This is a genomic window from Pseudomonas savastanoi, from assembly GCF_020917325.1.
Lineage (GTDB): Bacteria > Pseudomonadota > Gammaproteobacteria > Pseudomonadales > Pseudomonadaceae > Aquipseudomonas > Aquipseudomonas amygdali.
On record NZ_CP076652.1, the window covers coordinates 5,220,857 to 5,236,368 of the forward strand.

The 15,512-nt window shown below is 57.3% G+C and carries 20 protein-coding genes; 13 read left to right on the top strand and 7 right to left on the bottom strand.

What is annotated here, in order from left to right:
• Positions 1-93 precede the first annotated feature (93 nt).
• A complete protein-coding gene (locus KP808_RS22180) occupies positions 94-1,359 on the top strand; it encodes an Hsp70 family protein (RefSeq protein WP_230016920.1) in 1,266 nt (421 codons plus the stop codon).
• Between the two features lie 139 nt (positions 1,360-1,498).
• Here KP808_RS22180 and KP808_RS22185 read toward each other — a convergent pair whose 3' ends face one another.
• Positions 1,499-2,509, bottom strand: coding sequence for an AI-2E family transporter (locus KP808_RS22185; protein ID WP_002555409.1), 1,011 nt, complete (start codon positions 2,507-2,509; stop codon positions 1,499-1,501).
• Positions 2,510-2,697: 188 nt separating this feature from the next.
• Positions 2,698-2,988, bottom strand: a complete 291-nt coding sequence (locus KP808_RS22190; RefSeq protein ID WP_057421367.1) for a PsiF family protein — start codon at positions 2,986-2,988, stop codon at positions 2,698-2,700.
• A gap of 152 nt (positions 2,989-3,140) precedes the next feature.
• On the opposite strand from KP808_RS22190, the gene KP808_RS22195 reads away from it, so the two are divergent.
• A complete protein-coding gene (locus KP808_RS22195; protein WP_058402651.1) occupies positions 3,141-4,022 on the top strand; it encodes a DMT family transporter in 882 nt (293 codons plus the stop codon).
• Here the strand turns inward: KP808_RS22195 and KP808_RS22200 are convergent.
• Positions 4,019-4,252, bottom strand: a complete 234-nt coding sequence (locus KP808_RS22200; protein WP_002555412.1) for a hypothetical protein — start codon at positions 4,250-4,252, stop codon at positions 4,019-4,021. The genes KP808_RS22195 and KP808_RS22200 overlap by 4 nt on opposite strands.
• A 282-nt stretch (positions 4,253-4,534) precedes the next feature.
• Between KP808_RS22200 and osmE the strand changes: the two genes are divergently transcribed.
• The 5 genes from osmE to KP808_RS22225 all read left to right on the top strand — a co-directional run bounded on the left by osmE (position 4,535) and on the right by KP808_RS22225 (position 7,692).
• A complete protein-coding gene (osmE, locus tag KP808_RS22205; protein WP_002555413.1) occupies positions 4,535-4,873 on the top strand; it encodes an osmotically-inducible lipoprotein OsmE in 339 nt (112 codons plus the stop codon).
• A gap of 194 nt (positions 4,874-5,067) precedes the next feature.
• A complete protein-coding gene (locus KP808_RS22210) occupies positions 5,068-5,556 on the top strand; it encodes an Hcp family type VI secretion system effector (RefSeq protein ID WP_230016921.1) in 489 nt (162 codons plus the stop codon).
• A 9-nt stretch (positions 5,557-5,565) separates the two neighbouring features.
• Entirely contained in the window at positions 5,566-6,540 is a 975-nt protein-coding gene (locus KP808_RS22215) for a hypothetical protein (RefSeq protein ID WP_219170314.1), read from the top strand.
• The gene (locus KP808_RS22220; protein ID WP_004666324.1) at positions 6,537-6,914 is read left to right on the top strand and encodes a hypothetical protein; all 378 of its coding nucleotides are present in this window, start codon (positions 6,537-6,539) and stop codon (positions 6,912-6,914) included. The genes KP808_RS22215 and KP808_RS22220 overlap by 4 nt, the downstream gene beginning before the upstream one ends.
• A 406-nt stretch (positions 6,915-7,320) precedes the next feature.
• Positions 7,321-7,692: a hypothetical protein gene (locus KP808_RS22225; RefSeq protein ID WP_005730426.1), complete on the top strand. Its 372-nt coding sequence runs from the start codon at positions 7,321-7,323 to the stop codon at positions 7,690-7,692.
• Between the two features lie 98 nt (positions 7,693-7,790).
• Here KP808_RS22225 and KP808_RS26340 read toward each other — a convergent pair whose 3' ends face one another.
• A complete protein-coding gene (locus KP808_RS26340; RefSeq protein ID WP_441344152.1) occupies positions 7,791-7,877 on the bottom strand; it encodes a small membrane protein YohP in 87 nt (28 codons plus the stop codon).
• A gap of 210 nt (positions 7,878-8,087) precedes the next feature.
• Here KP808_RS26340 and KP808_RS22230 point away from each other — a divergent pair, with 210 nt between their 5' ends.
• Positions 8,088-8,627, top strand: coding sequence for a ferritin-like domain-containing protein (locus tag KP808_RS22230; RefSeq protein ID WP_230018959.1), 540 nt, complete (start codon positions 8,088-8,090; stop codon positions 8,625-8,627).
• Between the two features lie 166 nt (positions 8,628-8,793).
• On the opposite strand, the gene KP808_RS22235 is transcribed toward KP808_RS22230, so the two are convergent.
• On the bottom strand, positions 8,794-10,860 hold the full coding sequence (locus KP808_RS22235) for an AsmA family protein (RefSeq protein WP_230016922.1): 2,067 nt from the start codon (positions 10,858-10,860) through the stop codon (positions 8,794-8,796).
• Positions 10,861-11,083: 223 nt separating this feature from the next.
• Here KP808_RS22235 and KP808_RS22240 point away from each other — a divergent pair, with 223 nt between their 5' ends.
• From KP808_RS22240 to KP808_RS22260, 5 genes are all read left to right on the top strand, one after another.
• On the top strand, positions 11,084-11,716 hold the full coding sequence (locus tag KP808_RS22240) for a TetR family transcriptional regulator (RefSeq protein ID WP_002555418.1): 633 nt from the start codon (positions 11,084-11,086) through the stop codon (positions 11,714-11,716).
• Between the two features lie 185 nt (positions 11,717-11,901).
• Complete coding sequence (gene ureE, locus KP808_RS22245) at positions 11,902-12,402, top strand: urease accessory protein UreE (RefSeq protein WP_004655826.1); 501 nt, start codon at positions 11,902-11,904, stop codon at positions 12,400-12,402.
• Entirely contained in the window at positions 12,399-13,073 is a 675-nt protein-coding gene (locus tag KP808_RS22250) for an urease accessory protein UreF (protein WP_230016923.1), read from the top strand. The genes ureE and KP808_RS22250 overlap by 4 nt, the downstream gene beginning before the upstream one ends.
• A 21-nt stretch (positions 13,074-13,094) precedes the next feature.
• The gene (ureG, locus tag KP808_RS22255; RefSeq protein ID WP_003368915.1) at positions 13,095-13,712 is read left to right on the top strand and encodes an urease accessory protein UreG; all 618 of its coding nucleotides are present in this window, start codon (positions 13,095-13,097) and stop codon (positions 13,710-13,712) included.
• Positions 13,713-13,737: 25 nt separating this feature from the next.
• Positions 13,738-14,310: a HupE/UreJ family protein gene (locus KP808_RS22260; RefSeq protein ID WP_002555422.1), complete on the top strand. Its 573-nt coding sequence runs from the start codon at positions 13,738-13,740 to the stop codon at positions 14,308-14,310.
• 53 nt (positions 14,311-14,363) lie between these two features.
• Here the strand turns inward: KP808_RS22260 and KP808_RS22265 are convergent, their stop codons facing one another.
• Both KP808_RS22265 and ribA read right to left on the bottom strand, forming a co-directional pair.
• Positions 14,364-14,783 (bottom strand): hypothetical protein, encoded by a 420-nt coding sequence (locus KP808_RS22265; protein WP_004666326.1) that lies wholly within the window; start codon positions 14,781-14,783, stop codon positions 14,364-14,366.
• The gene (ribA, locus tag KP808_RS22270; RefSeq protein ID WP_004655834.1) at positions 14,780-15,397 is read right to left on the bottom strand and encodes a GTP cyclohydrolase II; all 618 of its coding nucleotides are present in this window, start codon (positions 15,395-15,397) and stop codon (positions 14,780-14,782) included. The genes KP808_RS22265 and ribA overlap by 4 nt, the downstream gene beginning before the upstream one ends.
• Positions 15,398-15,512: the final 115 nt, after the last annotated feature.

Here is a 15,512-nt window from a genome sequence, read left to right on the forward strand (position 1 = left end):
CAGTCAGGTAAATATAAGCGACGTGTCGCGCTACGCAATTGGCGCGCGCTGACATAAACTGCGCGGCCGTTTTTTGACTGGAACGTAAAAGACATGAATGACCAATCCCCGGCCCGTGCCTGCGGCATCGATTTCGGCACGTCCAACTCCACCGTCGGCTGGCAACGACCCGGCGTGGAATCGTTGATCGCGCTGGAGGACGACAAGATTACTCTACCGTCGGTGGTGTTCTTCAATATGGAGGAACGCCGCCCGGTGTATGGCCGTTTGGCGCTGCACGAGTATCTGGAAGGTTATGAAGGCCGCCTGATGCGCTCGCTCAAGAGCCTGCTGGGCTCAAAGCTGATCAAGCATGACACCAGCGTGCTGGGCACGGCGATGCCGTTCAAGGATTTGCTGGCGCTGTTTATCGGCGAGCTGAAAAAACGCGCCGAGCACACGGCCGGACGCGAGTTCGAGCAAGTGGTACTGGGCCGCCCGGTGCATTTTGTCGATGACGATGCACTGGCCGATCAGGAAGCCGAAGACACTCTGGCCGAAGTGGCCCGCAAGATCGGCTTCAAGGACGTGTCGTTCCAGTTCGAACCTATTGCTGCGGCATTCGACTACGAGTCCACCATCAAAGACGAAGAGCTGGTACTGATTGTCGACATCGGCGGCGGTACATCGGACTTCTCGCTAGTGCGCCTGTCACCTGAGCGACGCCAACACGATGACCGTCAACAAGACATTCTTGCCACGGGCGGCGTGCACATTGGCGGCACTGACTTCGACAAGCAGTTGAGCCTGCAAGGCGTAATGCCGCTGTTCGGTTATGGCAGCCGCATGAAAAGCGGCGCCTACATGCCGACCAGCCACCACATGAACCTGGCGACCTGGCACACCATCAATGCGGTGTACTCGCAAAAGTCGCAGCTGGCGCTGGGAAGCATGCGTTACGACATCGAAGACACCGGGGGCATTGATCGCCTGTTCAAGCTGATCGAACAGCGCGCCGGGCACTGGCTGGCCATGGAAGTGGAAGAAACCAAGATCCAGCTGACCCACGCTGAAAACCGCCATCTGCCAATGGACCGGGTGGAAGCAGGATTGAGTGTGGACCTGAGCCGGGTGATGTTCGAGGCGGCAATCGACGCTCAGCTTGAGCGCGTGCGCAACAGCGTGACGAACTTGCTCAGCGACGCGGGCGTGAGTGTCGAGCAGGTCAACACGGTGTTCTTCACCGGCGGCTCCAGCGGCATTCCCGCCCTGCGCAACAGCGTCTCGGCCATGCTGCCCAACGCGCGCCACGTCGAAGGCAACATCTTCGGCAGCATCGGCAGCGGCCTGGCGATCGAAGCGAAGAAGCGCTACGGCTAGTGGTATGACTCGGAGCGCAGGCACGGTAGTTAAAGAACTATCGTTCCTAACGCTCCAGCGTCGGAATGCCGTTCGTGACGCTCTGCGTCACAGATTCCAGCCGCACCGCAGACTCTAGCCAGTCAGATATCCACGCGCCCTAGACCAACCCCTCCTTCTGCAACTCGCTCTTCAGGTACGCATAGTAAATCGGCCCTGCCACCACACCTGGCAGGCCGAATGCGGCTTCGAACAGCAGCATCGCCAGCAGCAACTCCCACGACTTGGCATTGATTTGCCCGCCGACGATGCGTGCATTGAGGAAATACTCGACCTTGTGAATCACGATCAGGTAACCCAGCGCAGCCAGCGCTACCCAGATCGAGATCGACATGCCGACAATGAAAATCAGCGTGTTCGACATCAGGTTGCCCACCACCGGCAACAGGCCGAGCAGGAACGTCATGATGATCAGGGTCTTGGTCAGCGGCAGGTGAATCCCGCACAACGGCAGGACAATGGCCAGGAATACCGAAGTAAACGCCGTATTGAGCAGGGAAATCTTGATCTGGGCGAAAACGATGTTGCGAAAAGCCCGGCTGACCAGATACAGACGATCGAACAGTGCGGCAGCCAGCGGCTTGCGCGCATGCACGTCGGAAATACGCTGCAAGGCGATGATCGCGCCCAGCACCATGCCGATCAGCATGGTGACGAACATGTGTGCCGCGCCCTTGCCTATCAACTGCAACTCGCCGACGTGCTTCTGCAGCCACTGCCCAAGGGAGACCTGAAACTCCGCCGCACTGGCAGGCAGATAGGCATCAATGAACGGCGGCAGCTGACCGCGCGCGCGATCCACCAGGGTCATGAACTTGTCCAGCGAGGCCCCGGGGTTTTCGGCTTCGTGCAGCACAAAGCTGATCACACCGGCAAAAATCAGTGTCAGCAGGCTGACCACCACAGTACCCAGTAGCGCTACCGCCAGCCAGCGAGCGCGTTCGCCGGAGATCAGGCGCTGTAACTTGGGGGTCAGCATGTTGACCAGTTCGAACACCAACAGTCCGGCCAGCAGGCTGGGCAGCAACTTGAATGGCAACACCAATAACAGACCGCCAAATACAAGAATCCAGCTGGCTATTAACACCTGACGCGCAGAAAACGTTGGCATAGACCCTCAACGGGCAACACAAGGAAGGTGGGCAGTCTGCCAGCCTTCTTAGTCGAGAACCAGTGATCCGAAAGCCGGAAAAAGTGCGGCGCAATCATCTGCCCGATGATCGGCTCGATAACGGCGCCAAAGTGCAGTGTTTACTGCACCCGCGCGCCTGCTCCGTAACGATGGGTATGGCCGGAAAATTATTTCTTCTTGAGACAATCACTCATGAAACTCTTGCGAGCATCGCCCTTGAGTGCCTGAGTGCTGGCAGTCGCATTGCAGGTCTTCATCTTGTCCTGCTGGGTAGCTGCCGGCGCTGGTGCCGCTTTCAGGCAAGTGCTCATGAATGCCTTGCGCTCGTCGCCCTTCAGCGATTTGGCGCTGGCGTCGGCATTACAGGTGGTCATTTTGTTCTGCTGCGCAGTCGCCGCGAAACCCTGGGCAGACAGCATCAAGCCAACGAGCAACAAAGGAATACCGAGCTTCTTCATCGATCCACTCTCCAGAACCACTGCACCGGACGGCGCAGGCTGAGATTAAGTGTAGTCAGATGTTGCGACACATGACGGGGCAAACAGCATCGCTGCTGGCATTCTCGAACAACAGGCGGATAATTACGCCTCGCTTTAACGATGATTCCCTCATGCAATACGCTTTTCCACTGATTACCGTCCTTATCTGGGCGATCAACACGGCCGTCACCAAGGCGTCTGCCGGAGTGATCTTTCCGGCTGAAATAGGCTTTTATCGCTGGGCGCTGGCCGGCTTGCTGTTCACGCCCTTCATGCTCAGGCCTGTCTGGGCAAATCGCGCCGCAATCAAACCGGTGCTGGGCAAAATTTTCATTCTTGCCGTGCTCGGTACAGCGATGTACCAAAGCCTGGCGTATTTCGCAGCAAGCCTGACGACCGCCACCAACATGGGGATCATTCAGTCGCTGGTGCCCATGATGGCGCTGGGGCTGTCGATAGCCTGCCTGGGCAATCGCCTGACCTGTGGCGCGCTGCTGGGCGCTGTGCTGTCGTTTGTGGGAGTGGTAGTCGTAGTGTCGGCGGGCAATCCCGCGGAGCTGATCGAGCATGGCGTCAATCGGGGCGATGTGATGGTGCTGGTGGCCGCTGCGTCGTATGCGGTCTACAGCACGCTATTGAAGAAGTGGCAGTTGTGCCTGCCGCCCCTGCAATTGCTTTACGTGCAGATTCTACTGGCGCTTATCGTGTTGCTGCCGCCCTTTATCCTGTCGGCAAAAACCGGCTTGAATGCCAGCAACATTCCGATGGTGCTGTACGCAGCCATTCCGACTTCCATGCTTGCGCCATGGTTGTGGATGACCTCGATAATGCGCCTGGGGCCCAGCCGCACAACGCTGTTCTTCAACCTGATGCCGATCGCCACGGCATTGATTGCCGCGGCGACGCTGGGCGAACAACTTGCGATCTATCACCTGTTCGGCGGAGCGCTGACCCTGTGCGGCGTCATCCTTGCAGAACGCTGGACGACTCCGCTGCGGTCAAAGGCGAGTTAGGCCGTCGCGCTGCCTTCGCTGCCCTCCACACTATGAATCGACACATCGGTGATTCCGGCGGCGTGAGCCATGCCGGCTTCACCGACTGAAAGATCGTCCAGCTCTACATGATGCTTGAGCGCCAGCTCGTGTACCACTTCGATGATGGGCACATCCAGATTCTCGATGACGTCTACGTGGTGCTCGCCCAGCAAGGTGTACTCGATTTCATACAGTTCTTTATCGCTCATCGCATCTTCCTGGCCGTCACAGAGGAGCGGCTGATTAACGAACTACGGTCCGACAACCGATGACCGAGCCCAGGGCCGGACCCTAATGTCCGACCGTGCCATCAGATTGACCTCGCGGTTTCGGGAACGTGCTGGCGAATATTCAAAGGGCCACCTCGCGGTCATGGATCCTGTCGCAAGAGATACTGCCGTATCGCCATCTTTTTTTTCGAACTCTTACCCCGGTTTCCTGCTCAAAGTGCTACCGGGCCAAGACCGGCTCTGACATGTGGAGCAATAACGATGTACAAGAAAATCTTCGCGGCGACTTTTGTATTGGCGACGATGGCCGGCTGCAGCAACACAACCGTGCAGAACCCGGTGGATTACGTCACTTATCGCAACGAACCGCTGGTCAAGCAGGTTGAGAACGGCATGACGCGCCAGCAGGTCCTGACCATCGGCGGCGAGCCGTCGAGCACCATCGAGCGTAAGGTCAACCCAGGCACCTGCAACAATTACGTCCTGGCCAAAGATGGCCACAAACAGGTTTACCACGTCAGCTTCAACAGCGACGGCCGCGTGACCAACAAAGGTTTCATGACCTGCGAACAACGCGAGAAAAACGAAAAAGCGATGTAACGGAAATAACTTACAGACGCCCGACGCGCAATGCGCCGGGCATTTCTATTTTGATGTTTAAGTATTAAACCCGTCATTAGACATTGCGTTTCAAACCACCGCTTGCGCCTTGAAACCCATGTACAAATTTGCTGTCATAGCCCCTCATCTTAAAATCACTACACCGCATCACTAATGACCAAGGAAAGGTTCATATGGCTTTCGACGCTTTTATTCAGATCGCAGACATCCCGGGCGAGGCGCTGGACGAGAAGTACAGCAAGTGGATCGAAATCACCGGCTATAACTTTGGCGTCAGCCAGAGCACCTCTGCCACCGCCAGCTCCTCGGGCGGCGCTTCATCCGGTCGTACCACCATGACCAACTTCACCTTCACCAAATACCTCGACAGCGCCAGTTGCAAGCTGATGGAAGCCAGCTGTGCAGGCCAGCACCTCAAAGAAGTGAAGCTGGTGCTGTGCCGCGCAGGTACCGACAAACTCAAATACTACGAAGTGGTTCTCGAGGAAGTCATCATCGCCGACTACACCCAGAGCGCAAGCGCCGGCATCCCCATCGAAATCGTACAGCTCAATTACGGCCGCATCAAAACCACCTACACCCTGCAGAAACGTGTCGATGGCACAGCAGGCGGTAACGTGGCTGGCGGCTGGGACCGGATCAATAATAAAAAGTACTCGTGAGGCATGACCATGGCCGAAGCACGATCGTTCATAAACCCCAGAACACAGACTTTTGACTCTCTGAAAACGAACCTTGCGCTGCCAAAGAACAGCAAGGCCAAGTTCGTCGCCCTCAATTCCCACATCTCGGGCGGCGTCGTACTGGCCGGTGAGCTGGTCATCGTCGGCGACGCGTCCACGCCCTCGTCTACCGCCCAGGAAGCCTTCCTGATGGCCAAGGCTGCGGAAGTGCATACAGCGTTGCTGGTGAATGGCGTGGAGGGAGATGACTTTTTTCTTGAGAATTTTGAGTTGCTCAAGCAGACGATTTCTTATACGTCCATGGGGATAGGCGCCACGAGTGATGGCTGGGCCAAGCATATGGACGAGATCAAGAAAGCCCTTCAACAGATCGAAAAACTCTACCGGGAACACATGGGCTCCGGCACGATGACCCAACGAGACGCTTTCTACGCCAAACGAACTGAGTTGTTCATGAAGCTTGATAAGCTGCTGAACAATTTTCTGGCGTATGGATCCGGACTGCGCAACGAAGGCTCGATCAAACGACTGCTTGGACTTTCGACTAATAGCTACATGCACACAGGAGAAATCGCGGGATACGCTGACAAGGTATCTGGCGTGGCCAAAGCCTCCAAATGGATCAAGAGAGGAACGTATATAGGGACTGCGCTTGAGGTGGGCGCCACAGGGCTTTCGATTCATAAGGCCTGTACGGTAGGCCGCGAGGAGCAATGTCAAAGGGCGAAATATGTGGAGGGGAGCTCATTACTGTTTAGTATCGGAGGCTCCACTGTTAGCGGGGCTGGGGGTGGGTACATAGCTGGCGGTATATGTCTTGTGGCGCTAGGTATCACAACAGGGCCTGGGGCACTGGCTTGCACTGTAATCGGGGGTGCAGCTGGAGGATGGGTAGGCGGAGAAGGAGGCCAATGGGTCGGCGAGCGAATTGGAGAGTACATTTATGAGGCAGTTTCAAAATGACAAATATCCCAGTAGGCTTGATCGGTATACTCATAATGGTACCTATGATACTCAACCTTTTCGCCACCGCTATCATTGCGCATAAGTACGTTGAGATCATTGAGGAGCAGCTACCAAACTGCTCTTCCGTACAGACCATTAGAGAGGCATGGTCAGGTGGAGGCCTGCTCGGAAAGGTTATGCGCGGCGGCGTTATTTCAGTAGTGCTAATGTTACCAAAACTAAGCGCCAGAAGAGGAGTCATTGATGCCTCGGAGGTTGAACGCCTTCCAGCACGTTACAAAAACCTCTTGATCATTCCGACAACCATAACCTTTATTTTATTCACAGCGATGATGGCGCTCAGAATCGCCGGACACTACCTAGGACTTTAAGGTACTAGACGAGATCAAAAATTGACCAGTATCGAGTCAGGATTAGCAGACATTATTATCTTTACAATTATGGCGCTCAGCTTGCCCTCTATTATTTATGTAGCGCACATTTACACAGGTGGAATCGAATCACAGCTACCAAAATCCTCATTCGTCTCATCAAACCGAAAAGTACTGTACGTAGGTGGCTTACCCGGCAAACTTAAAGGCTGACTGATGCAGATGAGTTGAACAAATTCACTGGCCACCTCAAGAGGAGATTACTAATACCCGGACAATTCCATTGGCGTGCGCCGCAGCGCCGAGTCATCTTCTAGCGCACTGATTAAGCTTCAGGGAATTGTAATTCTCACATCATCTAAAGTTCAGAGACGCAAAAAATCAGCTCAAACAGGGAGCCAACGTATTGAACACTGTAGAGCCTGGAATCATAGCCGGCATCATCATGGCTTCAGTATTTCTAAATTTGATTACAATGGCATATACAGCACATCGGTACATCGACACTGTCGAATCACACCTATCGAACTGTCAGTTTGTAAATGATTATAAGCGACTGTATGCAGGTGATGATTTACGCAGCAAAGTGCAGCGCCTTTGGATGGCTGCATTGGTTTTATCGACGCCGGGCCTGCTTATCAGAAGGAAACTCGTCGATCCTCAGGATCTTAAAAACTTTCCTGCGGAGCTCAAAGTGCGCATTCTGGCGGCGTGGATGATCGGCATGCTAGCCATGACGGCATCCGTGATATTTTATTTCTGGACCAAATACCTCTGACGAGCACCGCCTGACGCCCAGTCCATTTCTAAAAAATCATTACCACGCCCCAGAGAACCCTCCAGAGCGCAGTATCAGGCCCACCAGCAGCCTGACGCTTAAAAAACCAGCTTGAACAGGGCAATAACCACGACCAGGCCGATCAGAAAGATGATGCCGACGGTGCTTCCCAGGAACTTGAGCATTGTGTATCTCCACGATTTATTTGGGTCTCATGGTTGGGACCGCAGTGTTCAGCACTCGTTTCTTATATTTTTACATTCAGTCACAACCGCCCGCACCGGCGAAAATCCGATAAAACTTTTCCCCTCCTCCAGCACTCACAACCTTTGCTGATCCTGCCGGGCAACACACAGAGCGGGACAGCAAAACCTGATGAACCCTGGAGATAAATGATGATTTCTGCACCGCAATCACAGCTTTCCGATGTAAATACTCTGCGCCAGCGTGCGCGCCAGAACGTTGAGAATGGTGCTGTGACTGAAGGTTACAGCGCTGACCGCGAAACCGTGCTGCGCCTGCTCAATGAGTCGCTGGCCACCGAGCTGGTCTGTGTGCTGCGCTACAAGCGCCACTACTACATGGCGTCCGGCATCAAGGCGAGCGTGGCGGCAGCCGAGTTTCTGGAGCATGCTGAGCAGGAAGCACAGCACGCCGACAAGCTGGCCGAGCGTATCGTGCAACTGGGCGGCGAGCCGGAATTCAACCCGGACCTGCTGTCGAAGAACTCCCACGCACAATACGTTGCGGGCAATACGCTGAAGGAAATGGTCTACGAAGACCTGGTTGCCGAGCGCATCGCGGTCGACAGCTATCGCGAGATCATTCAGTACCTCGGTGACAGCGATCCGACCACCCGCCGCATCTTTGAAGAGATTCTTGCTCAGGAAGAAGAGCACGCCGACGACATGTCGGACATCCTCGAAGGCCTGTAACAAGCGGCGACAAGTGAAAAGCCAGGACCTGTGTCCTGGCTTTTTTTGTGGGCAACTGGAATGCGTGTTCGACGCACGACTATCGTTCCCTGTGCTCCCTTTGCATGCCGATCGTGACGCTCTGCGTCACAAACCTGCATCGCACCGCTGATCCTTGAGAGTGCAATCACTTCACCGTCTTCGGTGCCTTGCCGGTGCGCATCTGCTCCAGCAGCGGGCCGCATTGGTTCGGTGCACTGTCGCCGGTCGCCACCAGCGCCAGCAAACCGGCCACCGGGCCTACGGTTGCACCGAGCAGGACCATGCCGGCGCCGCGCAGCAGTAACGGGCCGGACTGCACGCCTGCATTGGGCTTGGCGAACGGACCGTTGACGTACAGTGGCGAGCGCAGCGAGAACACGCGGAAGCCCTTGGACTCCGGGTTGACCTGCAGGTCCAGCTGCTCTGTCTTCATGTTTGCGGTGCCATTGATGTAGATGATGGCGTTCTCGGTATCGAAGACGAACAGCCGACTGGTCGCCAAGCCGTCCTTGATGCCAAAGTCAGAAGCCGCGCAATTGATCTTCACGTCCTTGTCGCCAAACAACTTGCCCACCACGTAGTTGCCTACGTTGAGCCCGGCGATCTCCATCAGGCCACGGCTGATCGCGCCGTCGTTGACCAGCATTTTCATTTCACCGTTGGCGGTGCCGAGCAAAGCGGCAACCGAGTTGCCTCGGCCACTGATGTCGGCATCGCCGTTCAGCTCACCGAAGCTAGTTTTCATCGGTTCAAAGGTCGGGAACAGCTGCTTGAGCTTGAAGTTGCGCGCCGACAGCTTCGCCCTGCCCTGCAACGGTTTGTTGCGACCGTCGAGGCGGATATCAGCATCCAGCTTGCCGCCTGCCACACCAAAGCGCAGCGGCTCCAGGCTCAATTGCCCATCGTTGAGAATCAGATGGGTATACAGGTCGGTGAACGGCAAGTCCGGGCTTTGCACGATGCGCTTGCCGGTGAACTCCACGTCGGCATCCATCGCTCGCCAGCGGTCGGTCTGAAATTCTTCTACGGGCAGGACCTTGCCCGACGGCTGCTTGCTCTCGCCACCGCGTTTTTTCTGAGCGGCATTCGAGTCCGCACCAATCAGCGGCGCGAGGTCGCTGAACAACAACTGATTGGACACCAGTACGCCGCTCAGCTTCGGCCGTGGCTGGCTGGCGACGTAACCCAGATCGCCGTGGATATCGCTGTTGCCGATCTTGCCGTTGAAGCCTTCGTAACGAAAGTTGGCTCCTGCCGGGTCATGCAGTTTGGCGATCAGGCGGCCATCAGTGGAGTAAGCCGGAGAGTCCGGCAGGGTAACGCCGGTCAGCGGGTACAGATTGCTCAGGCTCGCGCCGGAAAGTTTGAGGCGCAGATCCAGCGCACCCAGGTTATGTGGGTCGGTCAGGGTCCCGGCGATGACCGCGTGGGTATCACCAACCTTCACATCGGCCTGCACCGGGAACGGCTGACTGGCATCCTTGAGCGCCAGAAGGCCACCCACCTTGCCGGTGCCGCTCAGTTTCTGACCATGGTACTGGCCTGTTACAGCCAGACCAAACGCATAGTCCTGCGGTACTGCGCCCTTTTCCTGGGCCTTTTGCGCTTCCTTGCTGCCAACGATTTCGCCAAACGGGATCGGCTTGCCGAGCAAGTCGATCACCACATCCAGATTGGCATTCAGTGTCTGGTCATTGAAACTCACCAGTCCCTTGTCGAACTTGATGGCTCCGATATCCACCACCCACTTGGAAGGTTCAGCGTTCGGGTCGGATTTGGGCAGGTCGAACACCCAGTTGGCGCGACCATCGGCCAGCCGCTCAAGCTTTGCCTCGGGGCCGGTCAAATCGATACGCGGGATGACCACTTGCTGAGCCAGCAGTGGCAACAGCGACAGACGAAACTCAACGTGCTTGAGAGTGACCATCTGCGGGGTTTTCGACCACTCGGGATTACCCAGTGTCAGGTCATCGGCCACGAAGTGCGGCGACGGCACCCAGGCACGCCAGCCGCCGAGTTCGGGCTCGCGCGTCCAGCGCACATCCAGGTCACCATTGATGGCGAACGGGCGATGCAGCGCTTCGCTGACTTTCTCATTGAGGGTAGGTTTGATGCGGTTCCAGTCGAACGTGACAAGCACAATGACCAGTATGGCCAGCACCACCAATAACGTGGCACCTGTCCAGGCGAAAATCTTGCGGCTGCGCGTCATGCGTGACTCTCCAGAAAACAGCGCCCCGACCCTGGCGCGCTGAATACGACATGAATGTTCGACTGACAAACGCGCCGAGGGTTTGATTTGAATACGAAATCGCACCAAAGGCCAGCACCTGTTTTGCAACGCACGCCGAAGCGACTCACTGAAAACCCTTTCGACGCAGGTAAAGCGCATTTGCTAAAGTGCAACCCAGCCTAATCCAAGAATCGTTTGAGCCATGCTGCCCCGCGCCGAACAGAAACAACAGACCCGAAGAGCCTTGCTTGATGCTGCCCATCAGTTGATGGAAAGCGGACGCGGCTTCGGCAGCCTGAGCCTGCGGGAAGTGGCGCGCACGGCAGGCATCGTGCCGACCGGGTTTTATCGCCACTTCGAAGACATGGACCAGTTGGGCCTGGCGCTGGTGAGTGAGGTCGGCCAGACCTTCCGCGAAACCATCCGGCTGGTACGCCACAATGAATTCGCCATGGGCGGGCTGATTCGCGCGTCGGTGAAGATATTTCTAGAGCGTGTAGCGGCCAATCGCTCGCAGTTTCTGTTTCTGGCCCGTGAACAGTATGGAGGCTCCCTCAAGGTGCGTCAGGCGCTGGGGGCTTTACGCGAGGGCATCAGCGCCGACCTGACGGCCGACCTGGCAAAAATGCCCAAATGGCAGCACCTGAACGCTGACGCGCTGTCGATCATCGCCGACCTTGTGGTCAAAAGCGTGTTCGCCATGCTGCCGGAACTGATCGACCCTCCACCCGCTTCGCTTGCACCGCACCTGACACCTCAGGCCAAGATTACCCAGCAACTGCGCTTCATCTTTATCGGCGCACGGCACTGGCGTGGGCTCGGCAGTCACGATTGAGCGTCAGTTGAAGTCAGTGATAGCACCAAAACAGGTCGCTTTTTTGGTTGCGCACCATAAATGAGCACGACAAGGCCGTGCACAATTAAAAGTCAGCCACTTCCGCCAGCAATTTCCTACAGCCTGCCCTGTTGGCAAGCCCCTTGCTCTGATTTGAAGCATCGCAATTGGCTGGAAGCTATCTAATGCTGGTGATTCACAACCGAATCGAACCTCAGGCCGAATGGGCCGCCGAGTTGCATTTGAATTTCGAGGCACGCAGCAAGAGTCGCCTGCGCTGCTTCAGTGCGGAAAACGAAGACGTGGGCCTGTTTCTGCAACGCGGTCAATCGCCCCTGCGCGATGGCGAGTTTCTAAAGGCCGAAGATGGCCGCGTGGTGCGTGTCTGCGCACGCCCGGAAAAGCTGATGCACGTTACTTGCAGCAGTACCTTCGAACTGACCCGCGCGGCCTATCATCTCGGCAATCGTCACGTAGCCCTGCAAGTCGGCGACGGCTGGCTGCGCCTGCTCGATGACTACGTGCTCAAGGCCATGCTCGATCAGCTCGGTGCCACCGTCGAAACCATCGAAGCGCCGTTCCAGCCGGAACATGGTGCCTATGGCGGCGGGCATCATCATTCGCGCGCGGGCGAGGAGGATTTCAACTATCCGCCCCGCATGCACCAGTTCGGCGTGCGCAAGTGAACAGCGCCTGGGCGCTTTTGCGTCTGGCCAGCCCGCAGCTGCCGATTGGTGGCTACAGCTATTCACAAGGGCTGGAAATGGCCGTGGAGCAATCCATCGTGGTAGACCCGCAGACTGCAGGGCGCTGGATCAGCGATCAGCTGTTGCTCAATCTCGCCCGTTTCGAGGCCCCCTTGCTGCTGGCCCACTGTGAAGCAGCGTCGGCCGGTGACTGGGGCCAACTGCTGCAAGTCAGCGAGCAACACCGCGCCAGCCGTGAAACGCGCGAGCTGCATCAGGAAAGCCGGCAGATGGGTTATTCCTTGCAACAATTGCTCAATGGCCTGCCTGAGCTGGATCGCGATGCACGCCACTTTCTTGAACAGACTGCAGAGCCGCACCTGGCCCTGGGCTGGGCGCTGGCCGCACGTGCCTGGCAGATCAGCCCGCAAGACGCACTGGCCGCATGGCTGTGGAGCTGGCTGGAAAACCAGTTGGCCGTGCTGATGAAAACCCTGCCACTCGGCCAGCAAGCTGCGCAACGCCTGACCAGCGAGCTGTTGCCGTTACTGCAGCAAGCGCAGGTCAATGCCACCCGACAAGATACCCACCATGCTGGCAGCGCGGCCTTAGGCCTGTCCTTGGCGAGCATGGCGCATGAACGTCAATACAGCCGGTTATTCCGGTCCTGATCAGTCTTTATGGAGAACTCAATGAACAGCCAACCTCTGCGCGTCGGCATCGGTGGCCCGGTAGGGTCCGGCAAGACAGCTCTGACTCTGGCGCTGTGCCTGGCATTGCGCGACCGCTATAACCTGGCGGTCGTGACCAACGATATCTATACCCGCGAAGACGCTGACTTTCTGGTGCGCAACGAGGCACTGGCCCCTGAGCGCATCATCGGTGTTGAAACCGGTGGCTGCCCGCACACCGCCATTCGTGAAGACGCTTCGATCAACCTGGAGGCGGTTGACCAGCTCAATCGCCGCTTTGAGGGCCTGGACCTGATCATTGTCGAATCCGGTGGCGATAACCTTTCCGCAACGTTCAGCCCGGAGCTTTCCGACCTGACGATTTACGTGATCGACGTATCGGCAGGCGACAAACTGCCTCGCAAAGGTGGCCCGGGTATCTGCAAGTCCGATCTGCTGGTGATCAACAAGATAGACCTTGCACCGCTGGTGGGCGCGTCACTGGAAATGATGGACAGCGACACGCGCAGGATGCGTGGCGAAAAGCCGTTCGTGTTCAGCAACCAGAAAACCGGTCAGGGTCTGGAACAGATCATTGCCTTCATTGAACGCCAGGGTCTGCTCACTGCAGCCGCCTGAATTCACAACCAAAAGGAACCCGTCGATGAACTACAAAAAAGCCCTTGGCGCCCTCGCGCTGCTGCTGATCCCGACCCTGGCGCTGGCCCACCCCGGTCATGGCGATAACGGTCTGATAGCGGGTATCAGCCACCCGATTGGCGGTCTGGATCATTTGCTGGCAATGCTTGCCGTCGGCTTGTGGGCCGCACAACAGCAAGGTTCCGCACGCTGGGCGCTGCCCTGCACTTTCGTCGGCACCATGCTGATCGGCGGCGTGCTGGGCTTTGAAGGTCTGAACCTGCCAGCACTGGAAAGCGGCATTGCCGCGTCGGTACTGGCGCTGGGTCTGGCTGTGGCACTGGCAGTGCGCCCGCCATTGGCACTGGCCGTTGCAGCGACAGCACTGTTTGCGTTGTTTCACGGTGTGGCGCATGGCCTTGAGCTTCCGGACATGTCCAGCCCATGGGCTTACGCAGCAGGCTTCGTAGCAGCGACTGCAGCCTTGCATGCAGCAGGTTATGCCGTGGTTCGCGTATTGCCTCAGGCGGCAGCACCGCTGGTGCGCATCGCAGGTGCAGCCTCTGCGGCAACGGGTGTGTGGTTGCTGGCGGGCTGATCGGATTTCCGCTGGTCGTACCCACTTCGTCTGGAAAAATCAGCCAGGGTCGATCAGCGGGAAAGCGCAGGAATGCGGTACAGGTAGAGCAGCACTGCGCTGGCAAACGCCAGCAGGCAGACCGGCAAAGGGTGCAAGCCGAACAGCACTGCGATGGCGGCGATCCAGGCGGGCAGCCCGGCAGCGAGAAAGGCCAGGCGGCGGACAGCAGCGAGTTTGAGCCATGCTGCCGGCTCTTCCGGCGTGTCGAGTGCAGCCTGGGTAGCCGTTAACGCTCGCTTGTAAGCCCCGAAGGGCTTCAGGCTGACGAACATCGAGCCTATCCCGGCAATGAACAGCGGTATCGCTAACACAGGAATGAGCGGCTCGCTGGCACCGAAAAACACACAGACCACCAGCAATGGCGCCAGGGTCAGACCCAGTTGACGCCACCACGCCATTTCCAGCTTTTGGCGCACCTCGCTGCGTGTCACGCGGGGCCGACCTCGCTTTGATGCTCGTTACCCATCATGTGTCCCAACTTGCCCGCCTTGGTCGCCAGATAAAGGCGGTTGTGCGGGTTTTGTCCGGTGTGCAACGGCACACGCTCGGCGACCGTGATGCCCATGTCGGTCAAGGCTTTGACCTTGCGCGGGTTATTGGTCATCAGACGCAACGATTGAACGCCCAGGTGCTGAAGCATCGGCAGGCAGATCGCGTAATCGCGCTGGTCGGCAGCAAAGCCCAGACGCTCATTGGCCTCTACTGTGTCAGCGCCGCCATCCTGCAGCTCGTAGGCGCGAATCTTGTTCATCAGGCCGATACCGCGCCCTTCCTGACGCAGATACAGCAATACGCCGCGCCCTTCGGTAGCAATGGCGCGCAGGGCGGCTTCAAGTTGTGAACCGCAATCGCAACGCTGACTGAACAGGGCGTCGCCTGTCAGGCATTCGGAATGCACGCGGCCAAGAACCGGCGCACCGTCCGCCACATCGCCCAGACTCAGGACGACATGTTCACGGCCGGTTGCCGACTCGATAAAGCCGTGCATGGCAAACTCTGCAAAGGGGGTGGGCAGTTTGGAAGCGGCGACAAATACGACGGGCACCGTGTGCTCCTGATCAGTATGAAGACTGGAAATTCGCAAGATTCGCATTGTAACAGCAGGTTCCTGCGGACGCTCAGGCTGAATTCTCGGGCGTTTAGATCATAAAGTTCGATAG